The sequence below is a fragment of the Vibrio bivalvicida genome, from assembly GCF_001399455.2.
Lineage (GTDB): Bacteria > Pseudomonadota > Gammaproteobacteria > Enterobacterales > Vibrionaceae > Vibrio > Vibrio bivalvicida.
The window spans coordinates 35,457-56,630 of record NZ_LLEI02000026.1 but is presented as its reverse complement, the minus strand read 5'-3'; the positions used below and the strand labels follow the sequence as shown (position 1 = coordinate 56,630).

Below are 21,174 nucleotides of genomic sequence, written 5' to 3'. Positions count from 1 at the left end.
TTCTCGCTTCTCGCTTCTCGCTTCTCGCTTCTCGCTTCTCGCTTCTCGCTTCTCGCTTAGATGCCATCTCTTTCAATAGGGCAGCTCATACAACGAGCGCCACCACGGCCACGGCCTAATTCATTGCCTGGAATGGTAAGAACCTTGATGCCCGCTTGGTCATACTTCTCGTTAGTATAGACATTACGCTCGTAACCAATCACAACGCCCGGTTTCACCGTTAGCACGTTGTTAGCATCGTTCCATTGTTCACGTTCCGCTTCGTAGCTGTCACCACCAGTGGTAATTATCTTGAGGTAATCCAAGCCCAATGCTTCTTCAATCGCGTGAATAAAGCTAGGTACTTGTTCGACCTTCATTTCGCCGTCGTTTTTAGGTGTCAGACGCCAAGTGTTGAGATCTTTACGCATGATTTCTGGGTAAACCGAGAAGGTATCGATATCCATGTGCGTCATCACGGTATCTAAATGCATACAGGAACGGTGTTTAGGTAGTTCGATGGCAATAACTTGCTTCGCCTGACCGTGTTTAAATAGTTTTGCAGCAAGGTTTTCGACACCTTGAGCAGTTGTCCGCTCTGACATACCAATAAGCACAGCACCTTTACCAATAACCAGTACGTCACCGCCTTCAATGTTGGCGTTGTCGTAGTGCAGGTCTTCATCACCGAAGTACTTAATAAAGTCTTGACCTGCGAATACCGGATGCCAGCGATAAATAGCACGCAAGTGGTTGGTTTCACGTTGACGGGCTGGTTTCATCATAGGGTTGAGTGACACGCCACCATATACCCAACAGGATGTGTCGCGGGTAAACAGATGATTCGGTAGCGGTTCAATCACGAAATCCAGTGGACGATGCATACGTGGTAGCATAGAAGAAGATTGAATTGGTAACTCTGAATACGCCAAGCCACCGAGCAATACAGTGGCGAGATGCTCATTGTCCATCTCTGATAGGTAATGGCGCAAATCTTTGGCAAAAGTTGGACCATAGCGGAAATCTGAAATCTGGGTATTAAGAAGCCAAGTTTTCGCCTCGTCAACGGTAAGGGTTTCGACAAGTAGATCGTGAAGCAGTAATACCTCGACATCTTGGCTACGCAGAGTATCGGCAAACTTGTCGTGTTCTTCACCCGCTGCCTCAACAGCCAATACATCATCAAACAACAGCTCATGACAGTTTGACGGGGTGAGGTGGGTGAGTGCTCGCTCTGGACGGTTTAACAGTACTCGTCTTAGTTGACCAACTTCAGAGCCTACGTACAACTTACTCATTTCGTATCCTTACAATTAGTTCCTGAGCGTATTTATGACAAGTTTGTTATAAAGATGCAAGTTAACATACTGGTTGGTAGTACTGTGTTTTGTTTATTTATTGGTTATATGTTTCACGCTTTCCTACTGGAGTGCCTGCTTGTGCTGTTTTGTGATTTCATAGAGTGCAAGGAAAGATGCGTTGCTATGCGATTACTAACGCTGGAAAGGATTGCTCTTTTCGAGGGTCCTAGAGCATAGCTATGCACAAATTGGAGTCTGTAAGGTTTATCGTTACCTATTTATTCATTTGGCCATTTGTCCAGTCTATGCATAGGCTAGAGATAAAAACGCAGTTCGCGTCATTTGCAAGGATGTTTAGAAATAGAGAGAAAGTTCTGAATTGTGACAATGATAAAAATTTGTTAATTCCTATAACTGTGAAGTGGATCTTAATTGATCTAACTTGAAGTGGTGAAGAAAGATCGGGATCGAACCATATTCTGGGTAGTAATTTCTCTGGATCCATGCGATATTTCGTCGCGGTATATAATGATCAATTTTGTCACTATCTGGAGCACGACTTATGTCTCACGAAGATGAATATCTATCTGTTGAAGCGTTAATTGAGATTCAAAAGGAAGATACTCGCGAAATCATCCAAGCTTTGTTAGAAGACGGCAGTGATCCAGATGCTTTGTATGAGATTGAGCACCATCTGTTTGCTGAAGATTTTGCTACGCTAGAAAAAGCTGTTGTTGAAGCCTTTAAGATGGGCTTTGAAGTACTTGAAGCAGAAGAAACAGAAGATGAAGATGGCAACAAGTTGCTTTGCTGTGATGCAACGATGGAATCTGCACTAAACCCAGAAGCGATTGATGCACAAGTTGAAAAGCTGGTACATCTTGCAGAGAAGTTCGACATCATTTATGACGGTTGGGGCACCTATTACGAAGGTGAAGATGCCTTGTACCCAGAAGAAGACGATGAAGAGTAAGTTCATCTACTGATAGAATCTTGAAAATACCAGCTAATCGGCTGGTATTTTTGTTTTTGCCTTAAACGAGATATATCTTTTCTTGCCGAGTTGGCATTATAATCGACTCAACTTTGATCCAGGACAAGATATAGATATATGGAACTCTCCCTTGCTGGCCTGTGGCAAGTCTCCCCCTTGACTGATTTATCCATCCCACAAGATGATGTGACATTTCCAGCACCAATAAGTCAGGTTTTGCCTGATTATCTATCTGAATCGGATATTGCCGAGCAAGAATGGCATTTAATGCATGATATCGAAGTCGATGAAGCAATGATGGCTTTTCCTGCGGTGGACTTAGTACTAGGTGGGGTAGATTATCACGCAGAAGTGCGCCTCAACGGTGTCGCGCTATTTGACTGTGATGGTACTCAAGCAGAATACAAGAAAGATATTCGTCCTTACCTACAACTTGGCCGTAATCGTTTTGAGATTCTCTTCTTAGAAGAAGAGGAAGATCTGCTATTTGAAGAAGATCAGTTGGGTCTGTGTCAGCTAGGTGAAGATGCGTATAAAAAATTCGACAATCGTTTGGGGGTTTGGAAAGAGCCCTACTTACAGTTTATCCGTCATATGCGATTGGAACATGTGACCACTGAGCAAATATGGCACCATGGTGGTGGATGTGAGTTTTTAGTTGGTTTGCACTACAAGACCTACTCATCGGGCTTAGTCTCTGCGTCAGTCAAGTTTAATGGCATGACTTACCATTTGCCTATTGATGTGCGAGACAACCGTGCCAGCGCCTTATTTCAAATTGAAGCACCAATCTATGCAGATAGTGACGCCCCCAATCTAGAAGACTTATACCTGCTCGAAGTTAATTTAGACGGTCAAACCCAGCGTTTCAACGTTGGGTTAAGTAAGGACATGTGCGTTACCCACTACCCGCTTTAAGCGTGAGCGCATCCCCAGTACTGGTTATCTTGCTGTTTACGCAGCCACATTTTCTCATGGAAGTAATAAGCAATGGTGTTAATGGTTGGCTCAATCGCCGCCATTATTCCACCAATCAACGCATCTCCAGTCATTAGGTAAACAACGCCAAAAGCAACACTGAAGTGAACAATGGCAAAGCTGGTGGTTTTAATTTTCGCCGAGCGAGATAAAGTCGCTAGCAATTTGTTTTTTGCCCATACGCGCTCGTGGAGATAAAAAGCGACGGTGTTGACTGAAGGTTCAATCATCGCAATTAGGCTACCAATCAGAATGTCACCTGTCAGTAGGTAAACGACGGTGAATGCAATGCTAAAGTGAATGGTTGCGAATGTGATTGTTTTCTTCATCTTAATAACCTGTATCTTGTCTTGCCATGAGGTTATTATTGATAATTATTCGTATTGATGAAAACGGCTTTTGTCGATATGATTGATAGGATATAGCTATTAAAAAGGCGCTCGTAATTGAGCGCCTTGGATTTCCGTTGTACTTTGGTTATGAACCTTGAGGCTTTACAACCAAGACATTGATAGGGGAGTTCTGCACCACTTTGCTTGCTACAGAACCAAGCACCACTTTGTCTATCTTCGAGCGTTTATGACTCGGCATAACGATAAGATCTGCGCCGAGCTTTTCAGCAAAGTCCAAAATGGTTGAATACGGCTTGCCTTCTGCAACATGAACCTTGTATACCACATCTTCATCAATGTGCTTAATAGCAAAGTCTTTTAATTGGCTTTCGACGTCTGCTTTCATTTTTAGTGCTGCGTCTTTTGGGAAATAAGTCGCAACCATCGACATGTGAATTCCTGGTAACACGTTAAGTAGGTGCACTTGTGCGTTTGAGTGCTTAGCGTGCCAGACCGCGAGTTCTACCGCCTTGTCAGAAAAGCCTTTGTCATTGAGATCGACTGGAACAAGAATTTGCTTATACATTGTTATTTCTCTTTGTCGTCACTTGCTGCGAACACACCAAGTGGAATTAATGCATCCTTAGTTTAATTGTAGCCCCACATTGACAGTGGGGCTGACTAAGTTACGCGCTCATCTGTTCCTTTCGAGCTCGTCGTTTCTGGTTAAGGCCAAGGCCAATCAACAGCATCAGCGCAGGGACAAATACCCATTCTTTCATCGGACGATCGGCTTCAACAACCACAGAACGAATCTCCCAGTCAAAATCGACACCAGCAGATTCGGCTGGGCTGCCAAATTCCACCATATCGACTAACATACGTCCGTTGGCGCTATTAAGCATCAGGCCCATAGAGGAAATACGTTCTTCGGCTGTTGTTGCTTTATCTTCAAACGGCAGACGAACCGTTTTAGAGACGTAGTCACCTTCAAGGTTTTCACCTGCTACTAGCAGTTCTATCTCTTCACCAACGTTTAGATCTTCGGCAATCTGTGCGATTTCAGTACCAGGGTATAGGACTTTTGCCGGATAGATTTGATCCCACCAGAAACCAGGGCGGAAGAAGGTAAAGGTCAAAGCAAGCAGCAGGAGCGTTTCCCACCATTTGTTTTTAGTAAACCACCAGCCTTGTGTTGCTGCAGAGAATATCAGCATTGCGATCACAGAAGATATGATCGTGAGCAACAAATGCCACCATGAATCGATACCCATCAACAGTAATTGGGTGTTGAAGATAAACATAAACGGCAAGATTGCGGTTCGAATATCGTAAGTGAAGCCTTGAATACCAGTCCGGATTGGGTCTGATTTAGCGATTGCCGCCGCTGCAAAGGCCGCAAGACCTACTGGAGGTGTATCATCGGCAAGAATACCGAAGTAGAACACAAATAGGTGGACGGCGATTAGCGGGATGATCAAACCACTTTGTGCACCTAAGGTGACGATTACCGGAGCCATCAGTGTTGAAACAACAATGTAGTTTGCTGTGGTAGGGAGTCCCATACCTAAGATCAGGCTGATCACAGCGGTGAACAATAGCATTAAGATGATGTTACCGCCGGAGATGAACTCAACAAAGTCGGTCATTACCAAGCCGATACCTGTCAGCGTCACGACACCGACAACTGTCCCTGCGGCGGCGGTAGCAACACCGATACCGATCATATTGCGCGCACCAGCAACAAGACTTTCTAATAGATCGACAAAGCCTTCTTTGGTCTGCTCGGCAATAGATCCTTGTTTAGACAATACGGCCATAAGAGGACGTTGGGTGATCAAGATAAAGATCATGAATACCGTTGCCCAGAAGGCGGATAAGCCTGGAGAGAAACGCTCTACTGTCAAACACCAGACCAGCACCACGATTGGTAGTAGGTAGTGCAAACCTGACTTAATCGTTGGACCCGGATCGGGTACTTCCGTCAGCTCTGCATCAATTTCAATTGCGCCTTCTTTAGCGTACTTGGCTGAAATGTTGACTAGAGCAACATAAGCCAGAAGTAGTGCGACAGTTACAATTGGAGTGGCCGCTTCACCGAATACATCTTTGGTCCAGCCAACACCGTAGTACACAGCAGCACTTATCACACACAAGCCAAGAATGGTGCCAGTGAAAGAGAGCAAGCTAGCCAGTAGCGTTGGGTTGTGGCGGCGAGGTAGGCCTGTCATGCCTGCTTTACACGCTTCTAAGTGGACGATGTAAATCAAAGCGATGTATGAGATCAGGGCTGGAAGAATCGCTGCCTTGATAACTTCGACATAAGAGATACCGACATATTCCACCATCAGAAAGGCTGCGGCGCCCATGATAGGCGGAGTTAGCTGACCGTTAGTAGAAGCTGCAACTTCTACTGCACCAGCTTTAGTGCCGGGGAAACCGACACGTTTCATCAGTGGAATGGTGAATGTGCCTGTGGTCACTACGTTAGCGATGGATGAACCAGAAACCAGTCCTGATAGGCCAGATGCGACCACGGCAGCTTTTGCAGGGCCGCCTTTCATATGACCGAGTAACGAGAAAGCCACTTTAATAAAGTATGCACCAGCTCCCGCACGTTCTAGCATGGCTCCGAACAGAACAAACAGAAATACGAATGACGTTGATACACCAAGTGCAACACCAAATACGCCTTCAGTGGTTAGCCATAAATGCGACATAGCTTTATTGAGGCTTGCCCCTTTGTGGGCTATGACGTCTGGCATGTATGGGCCGCCAAAAGTGTACAGTAAGAAGACTGCCGCGACAACCATCAGTGGTGGGCCTAAAGCCCGGCGTGTTGCTTCAAGGAGCAATAGCATACCCATTACAGCAATCACAATATCTGGCGTTGTAGGTGCACCGGAGCGACCAGCAAGCTCGGTGTAGAAAATGTAGATATATGCGGCAGAAAAACTTCCCGCTAACGCTAACAGCCAGTCAACGGCTGGGATGCGGTCTCTTGGCGAGTTTTTCATTGCTGGATAGGCAGTAAATGCTAGGAATACTGCAAACATTAGGTGAATTGAACGCGCTTCAGTATCGTTGAGTACGCCAAAGTTAAAAATGAACGGCAAAGGGGATGCGTACCAAAGTTGGAACAGTGACCAACATAGCGGCACAAACCATAAGATGCGACCAGGAAGCCCTGAAGGGGCACGTGCACCAGTATCGGATTGAGCTACCATTTCTTGCACATCTTGAGACGGAGTTGTTGTCTTCGACATGTACTTAATCCTTATTATAAATGGTCCATGTATTTATGATTATCAGAACCTTTATTTAGCATCTTTCAGTGTAGTGAAAAGATGAAATATTACTCAGTTGTGTGATTTTCTTAGGTGTAAAACGAGGGTGAGTTTCAAGAGTGTGAAACTCAAAATTTGAATGTAGCTTTAACCAGACAGCGACTACGAACCAAGGAGGCATGTGCCTCCTTGGCAAAAGAGGGTTTACTTAAGTAGACCGATCTCTTTGTAGTACTTCTCTGCACCTGGGTGTAGAGGGATAGAAAGACCAGCTTTCACCATGTCTTCTTTCTTCAAACTTGCAAACGCTGGGTGTAGGCGCTTGAAGGTATCGAAGTTTTCAAATACAGATTTAGCAACGTTGTACGCAACTTCGTCTGAAACGTCAGTGGTTGTCACCATAGTTGCTGCAACACCAAAGCTGTTTACGTCCTTGTCTGTACCGCGGTACATGCCGGCGGGTACTGTGCTGTATGCGTAGTAAGGATTGTTGGCAACAATTTCATCGATTTTCGCGCCCGTTGCTGAAACGAGTTTAGCGTCACATGAAGTGGTTGCTTCTTTGATAGATCCATTCGGATGGCCAACAACATAAACAAACGCATCAATCTTGTTATCACAAAGTGCTTGTGAACGCTCAGAACCTTTCAGCTCAGACGCTAGTTTAAAGTCATCGTTAGTCCAGCCCATTGCTTCCATTACAACGCCCATTGTTGCACGGTCACCAGAACCTGGGTTGCCGATGTTGACACGTTTACCCTTAAGGTCTGCAACGTTTTCAATCCCAGCGTCGCTGCGCGCGATGATGTTGAATGGTTCTGTGTGTAGAGAGAAGACTGCACGTAGTTTCTTGTACGGGCCTTGCTCAGCAAACTTACTTGTACCGTTGTAGCCGTGGTACTGCCAATCAGACTGAACGATACCGAAGTCTAGCTCGCCAGCGCGGATAGTGTTCACGTTGTAGATTGAACCACCAGTCGACTCGACAGAACAACGAATGTTGTGTTCTTTACGGCCTTTGTTTACTAGCTTACAGATTGCACCACCCGTAGGATAGTAAACACCAGTCACAGAACCCGTACCAATAGTGATGAACTCTTGAGCGTTAACTGCGCCAGCGCCCATTACAGCAGCTGCAATCGCACCAACCTTAATAAGTTTGTTCAATGCCATGAATGTCCCTTCCTTATTCATTATTAACCCCTAGCAAGTGTAGTTGCTAGGGGCGTTTCCTATTACTGGAAACGGCATCTTTTTCAATCCGTATGTTGAAAAAGTGGCTGAATAATAGCAAAAAATTGGCACATAATTACACGGATGTTAAAGAATATAGACAAAATGCCTGAATATTAACCCAATGCATCTGGAATATTTTCAAGGTAAACCTTATATAAATCATTGGCTTATATTGAGAGCTTAGCTAAGGGAAGATTTTTTTAAGATGTGATCTCAATCACGCCGCGAATTTGGCGGCGTGATTTGTATTTTGTCGATGTATATGAAACTAACCTGTGTACTCAAACAGGTCGCACACCGAGGCAAAAAGTTGCTCTGTGGTAATCGAAAGGGTTGGGGTGATAAAGATAGTATCGTCACCAGCTACGACGCCTAAGATACCTTCAGCTTTACCAAGAGAATCAAGTAGGCGGGCAATAAGTTGGGCAGCACCAGGACCGGTGTGAATGACGACCAACGCATTGTTGTGATCGATGTCTAGAACCAGTTCACGTAGCGAGCTAGACACAGTCGGTACGCCCAACTCGGCAGGAAGACAGTAAACCATCTCCATTTTGGCGTTGCGAGTACGCACAGCACCGAACTTGGTCAGCATACGAGAGACTTTCGATTGGTTGATGTTCTCAAACCCTTCGTTCTTCAGAGCTTCGACAATATCGCCTTGGGATCCAAAACGTTCTTCTTTGAGTAGGGACTTGAACGCACGAACGAGGTTATCTTGTTTTTCAGAATGGCGCATGGTTCTCTTTCTATGTTGGTTTTTATAAAAAGCAAGTGAATATTCTCGCATAGCTATGCAGATAGTGCCAATGTGAAGCCTGATTTCTGTCTAGTATATCACTGTAAATTTGGCAGAAATTATTGACAGAAATCTTGCTTAAACCTTTGTCATTAAAGGTGAAGGAGACGATAATAGCCTCGATGCATGTGGCACGTTTTTGTCGGATTGCGCAAGGTCGCAAAGCTGACGTTAATTGATTGTAATCAGGTTGTGATTACTATAGTTTGACCTAGTTGATTACAAATCGCTCTACAAAACATATATAAGAGAATCGTCTCAAGGAGAACTACGATGAAAGTAGCCGTTATTGGTGCCGCTGGTGGCATCGGTCAAGCCCTAGCCCTACTACTGAAAAACCGTCTTCCTGCTGGTTCAGATCTAGCCCTGTATGATATCGCACCTGTTACACCAGGGGTTGCTGCTGATCTAAGCCATATCCCAACGCCAGTATCAATTAAAGGTTATGCAGGTGAAGATCCAACACCAGCATTAGAAGGTGCTGATGTAGTGCTTATTTCTGCGGGTGTTGCGCGTAAGCCAGGTATGGATCGTGCGGATCTGTTCAACGTGAATGCGGGTATCGTTAAATCTCTAGCGCAAAGAATTGCGGATGTTTGTCCTAAAGCGCTTGTCGGTATCATCACAAACCCAGTGAACACCACTGTACCAATCGCAGCTGAAGTGCTTAAGCAGGCGGGTGTTTACGATAAGCGTCGTTTGTTTGGTGTAACGACTCTGGATGTGATTCGTTCTGAGACTTTCGTAGCTGATCTAAAAGACAAAGATCCTGGTGATGTTCGCGTTCCTGTTATCGGTGGTCACTCGGGTGTAACGATTCTTCCTCTGCTTTCTCAAGTTGAAGGTGTTGAGTTTAGTGATGAAGAAGTAGCAGCACTGACTAAGCGTATCCAAAACGCGGGTACTGAAGTGGTTGAAGCGAAAGCAGGCGGTGGCTCTGCGACTCTATCTATGGGTCAAGCTGCTTGTCGTTTCGGTCTTGCTCTGGTCAAGGCTCTTCAAGGTGAAGAGGTGATTGAATACGCTTATGTGGAAGGTGACGGTGAACATGCTCCATTCTTCGCTCAGCCAGTGAAGTTAGGTAAAGAAGGCGTTGAAGAAGTACTGAGCTACGGTGAGCTAAGTGACTTTGAAAAGTCGGCACTCGACGGCATGTTAGAAACACTGAACGGTGATATCCAAACAGGTGTTGATTTCGTTAAGTAGTCAAACCTAAGCTTAAACCGAAAGCCGACTTTTCTAAGTCGGCTTTTTTGATCCTTTTTACGCACCTAGATGTAAACTTAATAACAACGGAGGAACGTAAAATGGATATTAGTAAAATCGAGAAAGGCATGTTGGTTGAGTGTCAGCAAGGGATCGGAACTGTGCTTGAAGTTGATCAGGAACATGGAGCCGTGGTGATTGAAGAGCGGAATTCTCACCAAAAATTCGAGGTAGATATCAAGGATTTGATGGAAGATCCTCAACTTCATCAGGGATGCGATAAGTACTACTAGCGCTGAAAGTACCAACAAAAAAGCGAGCTAATCAGCTCGCTTTTTCAATCTATATGTCGGATTACTTGCGTACAGCAATCGCTTCGATTTCGATACCGACATCTTTAGGCAAGCGAGCAACTTCAACACATGAACGGGCAGGGTAGTTAGCTACCTTGTGCTCATCGAAGAACTGACCGTAAACCTCATTCACTGTGCCGAAATCGTTAAGGTCTTTAACGAATACCGTCATTTTTACGATATCTGTGACAGCTAGGCCAGAAGCCTCTACTACAGCTTTTACGTTGTCTAGAGACTGACGAGCTTGCTCTGCGATATCTGCAGATACTTCACCAGTAGCTGGGTTTACTGGGATTTGGCCAGAAGTCAGTACCATATTACCTAGGTCAACACCTTGTACGTATGGACCGATTGCTGCTGGAGCTGATTCTGTGTGAAGTACTTTAGTCATTATTATGTTCCATCTATTTTGGGGTGAACAGAATTTAGGGGATTCAGTGTGCCGCGAAATAGCGGTTGGGTAAAGTAAAAATCCTCGCCCTAAACGAGCGAGGATAGTCAATTTATGCTTATTGAGTAACCAGAGTTTGTTTAGCGCTCAGTGACGATTTCACGTGAGAAGACTTTCTCGCAGTATTTACATTTCAAGCGAATATCTTGTTTCTTCTCAAATACCTTAAAGCTACTTTCTACTGGCTCACCGTGGGTAATACAGTTGGTATTTGGGCATTCAAATACATTATTCACTTGTTCCGGTAGCTCAAGCGGCAGCTTCTTCACTACTTGGTAGTCTTCGATTTGATTGACCGTTGCGTGTGGTGCGTACAGAGCAAGCTTACTTGCTTGTTCCTCGCTGATAAACACGTTTTCAATCTTAAGCAGATCTTTGTGCCCTAGGGCTGATGAAGGTAGATTGAGACCGACTGTCACACGTTGTTGCGACTTATGCATTGAGAACAGCTTGAGAACCTTAATACCAATTTGTGCCGGAATGTGGTCGATTACGGTGCCGTTTTTAATTGCTTCAACCTGCAATTGAGTTTCTTTAGTCATGATGATTTCCTCGATTACAGTGTTTCGTTTAAGACAAGGGCAAGCAACGCTTGGCGAGCGTAAACGCCGTTTTCTGCCTGTTCAAAGTAGTAAGCATGCGATGTTTTATCGACATCAACTGTAATTTCGTCAACACGTGGCAGTGGATGAAGTACTTTCAGGTTGTCACGCGCGCCTTCTAATAGTGCGGCGGTTAGAATGTAAGCTGACTTGATATGAGCATACTCAGATTCGTCGAAGCGCTCTTTCTGTACGCGAGTCATGTAAAGCACGTCTAGCTCGGGAATCACGCTTTCCATATCGGTATGTAAACTGTATTCGATACCTGACTCATCTAACTCTTCACAGATGTAATCTGGCATCGCCAGCGCTTCTGGAGCGACAAAGAAGAAGCGAACATTATTAAATTTCGCTAGTGCTTGAGTTAGAGAGTGAACGGTGCGGCCGTATTTCAGGTCACCGACGAAAGCAACATTGAGCTTATCGAGACGGCCTTGCGTCTCAGCTATTGAGAATAAGTCGAGTAGCGTTTGGGTTGGGTGTTGGTTTGCGCCATCGCCACCATTGATGACTGGGACACCGTTGGAGAACTCAGACGCTAGTCGTGCGGCACCTTCTTGAGGGTGGCGCATAACGAACGCATCAACATAAGAAGAGATTACCTGCACTGAATCTGCCAACGTTTCCCCTTTTTTAGCCAGCGAGGTGTTACCGCCATTATCGAAACCAATCACATCACCACCGATACGCTGAATGGCAGTTTCGAAAGACAAACGAGTACGGGTAGATGGCTCGAAGAAGCAACTTGCAACGACTTTATTTTTAATCAACTCTGGCTGAGGCTTAGCCTTTAATTCTCCCGCCGTTTTGACAATCAATTCTAGCTCTTCACGAGAAAGCTCAGGAATCGAGATAATATGCTTGTTATAAAGCGTGTTTGTCATAGTCATCTTCCCAGTCATGAATTTGAGGCACAAAAAAGCCCCCCATTACGGGAGGCTTTAGAAATCGGTAGAAATAGAAAAACCAGCGCCGATAAGCATTTTGGCTTACCTAATGTAATACGCTTTTTAGAGCACGAATTACGTGGCATTGTTTTACTACCTCCAGACAAATTGCCGAGCATTATACGCCGAAGATTTGTTAACGCAAGCGATTACATCGAGGGTTTTGTTGTCACTTGTTTGCTAAGTTCAAGCGCCGAGTGTGGCAACCATCACAGCTTTAATTGTATGCATGCGATTTTCCGCTTCATCGAAGACAATAGAGTGCTCTGACTCAAATACCTCTTCGCTGACTTCTAGGCCATTCATGCCGTATTTATCAGCGACCTGCTTACCTATTACTGTCTCGTCATTATGGAAAGCAGGAAGGCAGTGCATAAATTTAACCAGCGGGTTGCCCGTTTTGCTAATCATATCCATGTTGACTTGATACGGAGTCATCTTGGCGACGCGCTCATCCCAAGCTTCGGGTGCTTCGCCCATTGATACCCAAACATCGGTATAGAGGTAATCACAACCTTTAACGCCTTCTTCGACATTTTCAGTGAGAGCGATTTTAGCGCCAGTGTGTTGTGCTATCTCCCGGCAGGTTGCAACCAGCTCCTGTTCTGGCCAAAAATCTTTTGGTGCGACTAAGCGAATGTCCATGCCCATCTTAGCTGCGCCAACTAGTAAAGAGTTACCCATGTTATTACGCGCATCACCTAAGTAGGCAAACTTAATTTCATGCAGGTATTTACCGCGACCGTGCTCAAGCATAGTGAGGAAATCAGCAAGGATCTGGGTTGGATGAAACTCATCGGTGAGGCCGTTCCATACAGGTACACCTGCATGAGCGCCAAGTTCTTCAACAATTGACTGACCAAAACCACGATACTCGATCCCATCGTACATACGACCTAAAACACGCGCAGTGTCTTTCATTGACTCTTTGTGTCCGATCTGAGAACCCGACGGGCCGATATAAGAAACTTGTGCTCCTTGATCAAATGCCGCAACCTCAAAAGCACAGCGAGTACGCGTAGAGGCTTTCTCAAAGATCAAAGCGATGTTTTTGCCGACTAGTTTTTTTTGCTCAGTTCCAGCGTATTTGGCTTTCTTCAAATCAGCCGATAGATCGAGCAAAAACTGGATCTCTTTAGGGGAGAAATCGAGTAGCTTAAGGAAGTTTCGGTTACGTAGATTAAAAGCCATGCTCCAGTCCTTGAATGTTCATTCATTATTATGGCCTTAGTTAATCATACTTAACCACTGCTTGTGAATAATTATTTAAATAAAATGCCGAGATATGAATTATATCTCGGCAAGTGTGACTATAAATTCTCTTCGGCATATTCCGCTAGGCGGCTGCGAACCACACCATTGAGGTGAATGTTGGCACTACCTTCGAAGTTTTTGAAGCGTTCAACCATGTAGGTTAGGCCTGATGTCACAGGGGTTAAGTAGTGTGAATCTATCTGAGCTAAGTTACCTGAGCATACGATCTTGGTTCCTTCACCACAGCGTGTGATGATAGTCTTGATTTGTGATGCGGTCAGGTTTTGACATTCATCGAGCAACACAAACGCATTTTGGATCGAACGTCCGCGCATAAAGTTGATCGACTTAAACTGAATGTTGGCTTTATCACAGATGTATTTTAGCGAGCCTTCAGTACAATGATCATTCTTATGTAACGCCTCTAAGGTGTCGGTGACGGCAGCAAGCCAAGGCAGCATCTTCTCTTCTTCGCTACCGGGCAGAAAGCCAATCGACTCACCAATATCTGGCGTGTTACGTGTCACGATGATCTTATCAAACATGCCTTGCTCAATAGTCTGCTCAAGAGCAGAAGCCAGAGCGAGAAGAGTTTTACCACTACCAGCTGCTCCGGTAAGGATCACCAAGTCGATGTCGGGATCGAGTAAGGCATCAAGCGCCATGCCTTGGTAGATGTTTTTCGGTGTAATATCCCATGCGCGACGGTGCATCATTCGTTCACGGCTGAGATCTTTAATCGTGACAGTATCGTCTTCGATCTCTTCGACACGCCCGGCAAAGTCGCTTTCCTCATCAATCACATATTGATTGATGTAAGTGGGTTCGAATGGCTCTCTATCAAGGGTGTGGTATGTTCGACCTGCGAGGTTCTTACTCTCTACATTGTGGATATTGCTCCAGAACTCTCCCTCGATTTGTTGAAAACCTTTGGTGAGATATTGAACATCATCAATCAATTGGTCGGTTCGGTAATCTTCAACAAAACGAACGCCGGCTCCCTTGGCACGAAGACGCATGTTGATGTCTTTGGTGACCAAGATGACTTCACGCGGAGCGCGTTTGTTCTGTAAATAAAGCACACCGTTGAGAATACGATTATCACCCGCTTTGTCGGCAAAGGCCTTAACGGTTTCTTGCAGTTCAAAGTCAGCCAGAATCGCGATATGACCTGTTCCCTCTTTGTCTTTGTTGATAGGGATGCCTTCAGAAATTTCATCTGGTGTGGCGTCTTTAAACATGGCTTCGAGTGCTCGTATTGCCACACGGGCATCGCGAGCAACATCGCGTTTACTGTCTTTGATCCTGTCGAGCTCTTCGAGGACAGTCATCGGGATGACGACATCGTGTTCTTTAAATGAGTAGATGGCTAGTGGTTCGTGTAGCAGAATATTGGTGTCGAGGACAAAAAGCTTCCGGTCTGTGTCACCCATAAGCGTCTCCTTGCCGCGCTGCGGCTTGCTTACCCTTCATACTTTTGCATGAAGTGGTCTACCTGCGGTTGCTTGCAGTAATGTAGCCTGGCAATCAGAATACGCTGATGGTTTGACTACAAAAACTGCAAACCCGTGTTGATCGTCATCCTATCAAATGCATCTCTCGTGCCAGTCAGAAACTTGACGCGAAATGATGTACTTTCATCAATAAGTATAATCTCGTTTTTCAACACTCCTGTTTAGAAGTGCCACTGATTTCTTACACTTTGATGTCATCCTCAAGTTGGATAAAAAATTGTTGGTTTTTGAGGCCTTTGTACGTGACCAATGTCACAGCTTCGAGTAAGATTAGCGACCTTTTTCCGCGCAACGGCTGACACCATTGTTTCCTCGTCAGTTGCCTTTCAAGTTGCGTAAGAGTTACTAAAATAAATAGACCCATTTTTGAATTAATAGATGAGGTAGTCGATTCATGACATTTGCTTTGGGCCAGCGCTGGATCAGCGATACGGAAAGCGACCTAGGTTTAGGAACCGTTGTAGCATTGGATGCTCGTACTGTGACATTAATGTTTGCAGCTTCTGAAGAGAACCGAGTTTACGCTCGAAATGATGCGCCCGTAACCAGAGTAACCTTCAATATTGGTGATGTGATTGATAGCCAGGAAGGGTGGTCTGTTAAAGTTGAGCAAGTGGTCGAAGACCAAGGGTTATTTAGCTACGTTGGTGTGCGTGAAGACAGCGGCGAAGAAGGCGTGATTTTACGTGAAATCATGCTCAGCAACCAGATTCGCTTTAACAAGCCTCAAGATAAGTTGTATGCCGGTCAGATCGACCGCATGGATAACTTTGTGCTCCGTTATCGTGCATTGATGAACCAATATCAGCAGCATAAAAGCCCAATGCGTGGTTTATGTGGCATGCGTGCGGGTTTGATTCCTCACCAGCTTTACATCGCACACGAAGTGGGTCGTCGCCACGCCCCTCGTGTTCTGCTCGCAGATGAAGTTGGTCTAGGTAAAACCATTGAAGCCGGTATGATCATTCATCAGCAAGTATTGGCTGGTCGTGCTGAGCGTATTCTGATTGTGGTACCAGAAACGTTGCAGCATCAGTGGTTGGTAGAGATGATGCGTCGTTTCAACTTGCACTTTTCTATCTTTGATGAGGAGCGCTGCATCGAAGCATTTGCCGACTCAGATAACCCTTTTGATACGCAGCAATATGTACTGTGTTCACTCGATTTTCTGCGTAAGAGCCGCAAGCGCTTTGAACAAGCCCTAGAAGGTGAGTGGGACCTATTGGTCGTCGATGAAGCGCATCACCTAGAGTGGAGCCCTGAGAAACCGAGCCGAGAATACCAAGTGGTGGAAGGGTTAGCGGAACGTACTCCAGGTGTTTTGCTGCTAACTGCAACACCAGAACAGCTAGGTCGTGAAAGTCATTTTGCCCGTCTACGTCTATTAGACTCTGACCGTTTCTTTGATTACCAAGAGTTTGTCAAAGAAGAAGAGCAGTACGCGCCAGTAGCCGACTCGGTCAGTGCGCTGTTCTCAGGTCAATTATTAGAGAATGAAGCAAAGAACCAAATCACAGAGCTGCTTTCAGAGCAGGATGTCGAGCCATTGTTCCGCATCATTGAAAGCGATTCAGATCAAGAAGCAAAAGCAACGGCACGCCAGGAATTGATCGATAACCTGATGGATCGGCATGGTACAGGTCGCGTTCTATTCAGAAATACTCGTGCGGCAATAAAAGGTTTCCCGCAGCGCTACGTCAACCTACTACCGATGCCAATCCCGCAGCAGTACAGCACGTCTATGCGCGTATCCGGCTTGATTGGTGGCAAGATTAGCCCTGAAGCTCGTGCACTGAAGAACCTATACCCAGAGGAAATCTTCCAAGAGTTCGAAGGCGATGATGCAAGTTGGTGGCAGTTCGATAGCCGCGTAAACTGGTTACTGGAAAAAATAACAGAGAAACGTAGCGAAAAAATTCTAGTTATCGCTTCTCGCGCCAGTACAGCGTTGCAACTTGAACAGGCGCTACGTGAGCGCGAAGGCATACGCGCCACTGTTTTTCATGAAGGCATGTCTATTCTTGAGCGTGACAAAGCGGCGGCTTATTTTGCTCAAGAAGAAGGTGGTGCGCAGGTTCTGATCTGTAGCGAAATTGGTTCAGAAGGTCGCAACTTCCAGTTTGCTAACCAACTTGTGATGTTCGATTTACCATTTAACCCTGACCTGCTTGAGCAGCGTATAGGCCGCTTAGACCGTATTGGTCAGAACCGCGATATTGATATTCATGTGCCTTATTTAGAAGGTACATCGCAGGCTATCTTGGCGCGTTGGTTTGAAGAGGGGCTCAATGCGTTTGCTGAAACCTGTCCAACGGGGCGTACAGTTTACGATAAATACTCTCAGCGTTTAATTGAGATGCTGGCTTCGGGTGACACCAGCGACCTTGACGAAGTGATCGCTGAGTCTGCAGCACTTAATAAAGAGCTGAAAGCACAACTTGAACAAGGCCGTGACCGTCTGCTTGAGATGCACTCGAATGGCGGCGAAAAAGCGCAGGCTATAGTGGATAAGATTGCTGCGACCGATGGTGACACTAATCTAGTCACTTTTGCTTTGAGCCTATTTGATACCATTGGCTTAGACCAAGATGACAAAGGTGAAAACGCTCTAGTGGTCACCCCATCGGAGCATATGCTAGTACCAAGCTACCCTGGTCTGCCGTATGAAGGTGCAACGATTACCTTTGATCGTGAAACGGCTCTGTCGCGTGAAGATATGAACTTTATCAGTTGGGAACATCCAATGATTCAGGGGGGGATCGACTTGCTAATGAGCGAGGGTGTGGGTACAACCGCGGTTTCACTCCTTAAAAACAAAGCACTACCCGTTGGGACTATGCTGCTTGAGTTGGTGTACAAGGTTGATGCACAAGCACCAAAGCGCAGTGGTATCAGCCGTTTCTTACCTACGACGCCAATCCGAATGATGCTTGATGGTAAAGGCAATGACCTATCTTCTCAGGTAGAGTTTGAGAGTTTCAACCGTCAGTTGAGCCCAGTCGGTCGCCATATTGCGACCAAGCTCGTTGCTTCAGTTCAGGCGCAAGTTCACCAGTTAGTTGAGGCTGGCGAAAAGCTTATCGTCGACAAAGTTGAGGCGATTCGCAATCAGGCGCAACAAGAGATGCAAGCAAGCTTGAATAGCGAGCTAGAGCGTCTGCAAGCGTTGAAGGCGGTCAATCCTAATATCCGTGATGAAGAGATTGAAGCGATTGATGAGCAGATTAAACTGCTGACAGGTTATATCAGCGAAGCTCAGTATCAGCTAGATTCTTTACGCATGATTGTTGTAAGTCATAACTGATTTTCGTCATATACATCATTGCTGAATCAAGGAGCGAGATGTCAGGAATCTTTCCAGTGGGCAGAGATTCCTGGCTGCACTCCTACATCGATAGTGGGAATGATGCTTCTGTTTTTTAGGAAAGAGATTCTTTCATGGCAATGACTGAATACAACCCACCGCAAGATCCTTGGGTTGATGTGGTGTTCGAAGATGAACATATCTTGGTGGCTAATAAACCATCGGGACTCTTGTCTGTGCCAGGGCGTTTAGCAGAACATTACGATAGCTTGTGGTCTCGTTTGGTGGATATCTACCCCGAGATCCAAGTGGTGCATCGCCTCGATATGGACACTTCAGGTCTGATGCTTTTTGCAAAACACAAAGAAGCTGAACGCTCGCTTAAGAAACAATTTCAGTATCGGTTGACGCACAAAGTGTATTACGCGCGTGTTTGGGGTCATGTCGAGCAGTCAGAGGGAGAAATTGACCTGCCTTTAATTTGTGACTGGGAAAAACGCCCTAGACAAAAAGTTTGCTTTGAAGACGGCAAGCCATCAAAGACTTTGTATCAAGTGGTAAAACATGAAGAAAAAACCACGATTGTCAGGTTGCTACCGATTACTGGTCGATCCCATCAGCTTCGAGTTCATATGCAAGCGTTGGGTCACCCCATCGTTGGTGATGAGTTTTACTCGCACGCTGAAGCGTTCGCTTATTCTTCGCGCTTGGAATTGCATGCGACAGAACTCAGTTTTTATCACCCTGATACCGAGTTACTACAAACTCGCTTTGTACCGTGTGATTTCTATCTTGAAGCAGAAGCGATGATCTTTAACTATTTTTCACTTGTGCGAGAATTACCAGACTACAAATTGCTGCCACGCCCATAATAATTCAAGGATAGATTCGGCAGCGCAAGGAGATCTTATGTCGCTGCCAACTATTGTTTTTCTAGATCGTGCTACGATCCCAACTCAAATTGAATTGCCTCATCTACCTTTCGATCATCAGTGGATCGAGTATGATTTCACCGCACCAGAATTAGTTGTCGAGAGGGCCAAAGATGCCCAAATCGTCATTACGAATAAAGTCGTCTTGGATCGAGATGTCTTAGCTCAGTTACCTAATCTAAAGCTTGTTGCAGTCTCAGCCACAGGTTTCAACAACGTCGATACGCTTAGCTGTCAAGAACGCGGGATCGCAGTGACTAATGTTCAAGGCTATGCAACGCAATCTGTACCAGAACATGTTATAGCTATGATGTTCGCATTAAAGCGCAACTTAAAAGGCTATCACAACGATATCGCTGCCGGAGAGTGGCAGCGTAACAAACAGTTTTGCTTCTTCACTCACCCAATTAGCGATACTGCGGGCTCGGCAATGGGTGTGATTGGCGCCGGTGCGTTGGGTCAAGCAACAGCAGCCTTAGCTAAGGCATTGGGCATGCATGTATTGTTTGCTGAGCATAAAGGTGCGAAGAAGTGTCGCGAGGGTTATTTGCCTTTTGAGCAGGTCTTAGCTGTTTCTGATGTACTTACTCTGCATTGCCCACTTAACGAGCAGACAGAGCACCTTATTGGTCGACAAGAACTGTCATCGATGAAACCTTCAAGTATAGTCATCAATACCGGACGTGGCGGCTTGGTCGATGAAGAAGCACTTATCGATGCACTCAAGCATGGCGTAATAAGAGGTGCGGGTTTTGATGTGTTTACTGATGAGCCTGCGGATGAGTCCAACTCTTTGATTGCTAACATGCATTTGCCAAATCTACTTCTTACACCACATGTCGCTTGGGGCAGTGACTCATCGATTCAAAAACTGGCCGAGATTCTGATCGACAACATCGTCGCCTTTGTTAAAGGTAGACAGCAGAACCGCGTAGTCTAGTTCTCAAGCTTTTTGGGTAATGCCTTAAGTTGTGCTAAGCCTTGATTGAATACTTCCATTAAGGCTTGCGCTTTTGGGTGGGCTTTAGAAAACATCAAATAGCTGTCGTTAGTGAGAAAAGGTTTTGGGTGATAAGTGATTAACTTTTGTGTTTCAAGCGGCAGTTGGCTAAGCGCGTACATGCCAATATGTTTCTCTTCCGGAACTAATTCCACTCTACGGTATTTGAGCAGCTGAAAAGCTTTTTCTGGGCTCTCGACACGGTTCATGCTGATACGCTTATGTTCTAGCATTTGGTCTAACTCGGCACCATAACTATAACCTAAACCACCACCAAGCTGTTTTCCTTCTATATCAGCCAATGATTGCCAGTCAAAGGGTATCTCTTGTAAGTGGAAAAATACGAATTGCTCCTGAGCAACGGGATCGCTGTACTTAAAGAACTCCGTTCGTTCTTCGGCATACATCCAAACTGCGGTGGCGACATACTCTCCTTCGCTGGCCTTTTTATAAGCCCTTTTCCAAGGGTAAAAGTGAAACTCTACTTGGTACCCTTGGTTGGCGAAGGCTTGCTGAATGGTATCACCTACGTGACCGTAGTTTTCAAGCGTTTCACCAATAAAGGGAGCCCAGTTTCCTGCTGCAATTTGTATTACTTCTGGTGAGCTTTTGGCATTTGCGTCAAAACACCAAAAGCATTGAAGTATAAAAAAACTGAGTAAAGTTTTTACCAAGGCACTCGTTTCCTGTCTGACTATCTTCTTT

General features: G+C 45.4%; 19 protein-coding genes. 7 read left to right on the top strand and 12 right to left on the bottom strand.

Annotation, left to right across the window (positions count from 1 at the left end; translation table 11 throughout):
- Nucleotides 1-56: 56 nt before the first annotated feature.
- Nucleotides 57-1,277: an arginine deiminase gene (gene arcA / locus APB76_RS10040; RefSeq protein WP_049844379.1), complete on the bottom strand. Its 1,221-nt coding sequence runs from the start codon at nt 1,275-1,277 to the stop codon at nt 57-59.
- A 565-nt stretch (nt 1,278-1,842) separates the two neighbouring features.
- On the opposite strand from arcA, the gene rraB reads away from it, so the two are divergent.
- On the top strand, nt 1,843-2,253 hold the full coding sequence (gene rraB, locus APB76_RS10030; protein WP_049844377.1) for a ribonuclease E inhibitor RraB: 411 nt from the start codon (nt 1,843-1,845) through the stop codon (nt 2,251-2,253).
- 138 nt (nt 2,254-2,391) lie between these two features.
- Nucleotides 2,392-3,192 (top strand): glycosyl hydrolase 2 galactose-binding domain-containing protein, encoded by an 801-nt coding sequence (locus tag APB76_RS10025; protein ID WP_054962775.1) that lies wholly within the window; start codon nt 2,392-2,394, stop codon nt 3,190-3,192.
- On the opposite strand, the gene APB76_RS10020 is transcribed toward APB76_RS10025, so the two are convergent.
- From APB76_RS10020 to argR, 5 genes are all read right to left on the bottom strand, one after another.
- Nucleotides 3,189-3,581: a DUF2061 domain-containing protein gene (locus tag APB76_RS10020; protein WP_049844375.1), complete on the bottom strand. Its 393-nt coding sequence runs from the start codon at nt 3,579-3,581 to the stop codon at nt 3,189-3,191. The genes APB76_RS10025 and APB76_RS10020 overlap by 4 nt on opposite strands.
- A 148-nt stretch (nt 3,582-3,729) precedes the next feature.
- Entirely contained in the window at nt 3,730-4,170 is a 441-nt protein-coding gene (locus APB76_RS10015; protein WP_049844374.1) for a universal stress protein, read from the bottom strand.
- Nucleotides 4,171-4,270: 100 nt separating this feature from the next.
- Complete coding sequence (locus APB76_RS10010; RefSeq protein ID WP_049844373.1) at nt 4,271-6,850, bottom strand: TRAP transporter permease; 2,580 nt, start codon at nt 6,848-6,850, stop codon at nt 4,271-4,273.
- 225 nt (nt 6,851-7,075) lie between these two features.
- Complete coding sequence (locus tag APB76_RS10005; protein WP_049844372.1) at nt 7,076-8,044, bottom strand: TAXI family TRAP transporter solute-binding subunit; 969 nt, start codon at nt 8,042-8,044, stop codon at nt 7,076-7,078.
- Between the two features lie 331 nt (nt 8,045-8,375).
- Nucleotides 8,376-8,846: a transcriptional regulator ArgR gene (gene argR / locus APB76_RS10000; protein WP_049844371.1), complete on the bottom strand. Its 471-nt coding sequence runs from the start codon at nt 8,844-8,846 to the stop codon at nt 8,376-8,378.
- Between the two features lie 333 nt (nt 8,847-9,179).
- Between argR and mdh the strand changes: the two genes are divergently transcribed.
- The gene (gene mdh / locus APB76_RS09995; RefSeq protein ID WP_049844370.1) at nt 9,180-10,112 is read left to right on the top strand and encodes a malate dehydrogenase; all 933 of its coding nucleotides are present in this window, start codon (nt 9,180-9,182) and stop codon (nt 10,110-10,112) included.
- A gap of 101 nt (nt 10,113-10,213) precedes the next feature.
- A complete protein-coding gene (locus tag APB76_RS09990) occupies nt 10,214-10,405 on the top strand; it encodes a hypothetical protein (RefSeq protein WP_049844369.1) in 192 nt (63 codons plus the stop codon).
- Nucleotides 10,406-10,466: 61 nt separating this feature from the next.
- On the opposite strand, the gene APB76_RS09985 is transcribed toward APB76_RS09990, so the two are convergent.
- The 5 genes from APB76_RS09985 to APB76_RS09965 form a co-directional block, all read right to left on the bottom strand.
- Nucleotides 10,467-10,856 (bottom strand): RidA family protein, encoded by a 390-nt coding sequence (locus APB76_RS09985; protein ID WP_049844368.1) that lies wholly within the window; start codon nt 10,854-10,856, stop codon nt 10,467-10,469.
- 140 nt (nt 10,857-10,996) lie between these two features.
- Nucleotides 10,997-11,458: an aspartate carbamoyltransferase regulatory subunit gene (gene pyrI / locus APB76_RS09980; RefSeq protein WP_049844367.1), complete on the bottom strand. Its 462-nt coding sequence runs from the start codon at nt 11,456-11,458 to the stop codon at nt 10,997-10,999.
- Between the two features lie 14 nt (nt 11,459-11,472).
- Complete coding sequence (gene pyrB, locus APB76_RS09975; RefSeq protein WP_049844366.1) at nt 11,473-12,402, bottom strand: aspartate carbamoyltransferase; 930 nt, start codon at nt 12,400-12,402, stop codon at nt 11,473-11,475.
- 249 nt (nt 12,403-12,651) lie between these two features.
- A complete protein-coding gene (argF, locus tag APB76_RS09970) occupies nt 12,652-13,656 on the bottom strand; it encodes an ornithine carbamoyltransferase (RefSeq protein ID WP_054962774.1) in 1,005 nt (334 codons plus the stop codon).
- A 119-nt stretch (nt 13,657-13,775) separates the two neighbouring features.
- Nucleotides 13,776-15,152, bottom strand: a complete 1,377-nt coding sequence (locus APB76_RS09965; protein ID WP_049844364.1) for a PhoH family protein — start codon at nt 15,150-15,152, stop codon at nt 13,776-13,778.
- A 475-nt stretch (nt 15,153-15,627) separates the two neighbouring features.
- Here APB76_RS09965 and rapA point away from each other — a divergent pair, with 475 nt between their 5' ends.
- The 3 genes from rapA (at nt 15,628) to APB76_RS09945 (ending at nt 20,409) form a co-directional block, all read left to right on the top strand.
- Nucleotides 15,628-18,537, top strand: a complete 2,910-nt coding sequence (rapA, locus tag APB76_RS09955; RefSeq protein ID WP_054962773.1) for an RNA polymerase-associated protein RapA — start codon at nt 15,628-15,630, stop codon at nt 18,535-18,537.
- Between the two features lie 134 nt (nt 18,538-18,671).
- Nucleotides 18,672-19,409 (top strand): bifunctional tRNA pseudouridine(32) synthase/23S rRNA pseudouridine(746) synthase RluA, encoded by a 738-nt coding sequence (gene rluA, locus APB76_RS09950; RefSeq protein WP_054962772.1) that lies wholly within the window; start codon nt 18,672-18,674, stop codon nt 19,407-19,409.
- Nucleotides 19,410-19,446: 37 nt separating this feature from the next.
- Nucleotides 19,447-20,409: a D-2-hydroxyacid dehydrogenase gene (locus APB76_RS09945; protein ID WP_054962771.1), complete on the top strand. Its 963-nt coding sequence runs from the start codon at nt 19,447-19,449 to the stop codon at nt 20,407-20,409.
- Here the strand turns inward: APB76_RS09945 and APB76_RS09940 are convergent.
- Nucleotides 20,406-21,116 (bottom strand): substrate-binding periplasmic protein, encoded by a 711-nt coding sequence (locus tag APB76_RS09940; protein WP_237767899.1) that lies wholly within the window; start codon nt 21,114-21,116, stop codon nt 20,406-20,408. The two genes, APB76_RS09945 and APB76_RS09940, sit on opposite strands and share 4 nt — an antisense overlap.
- Nucleotides 21,117-21,174: the final 58 nt, after the last annotated feature.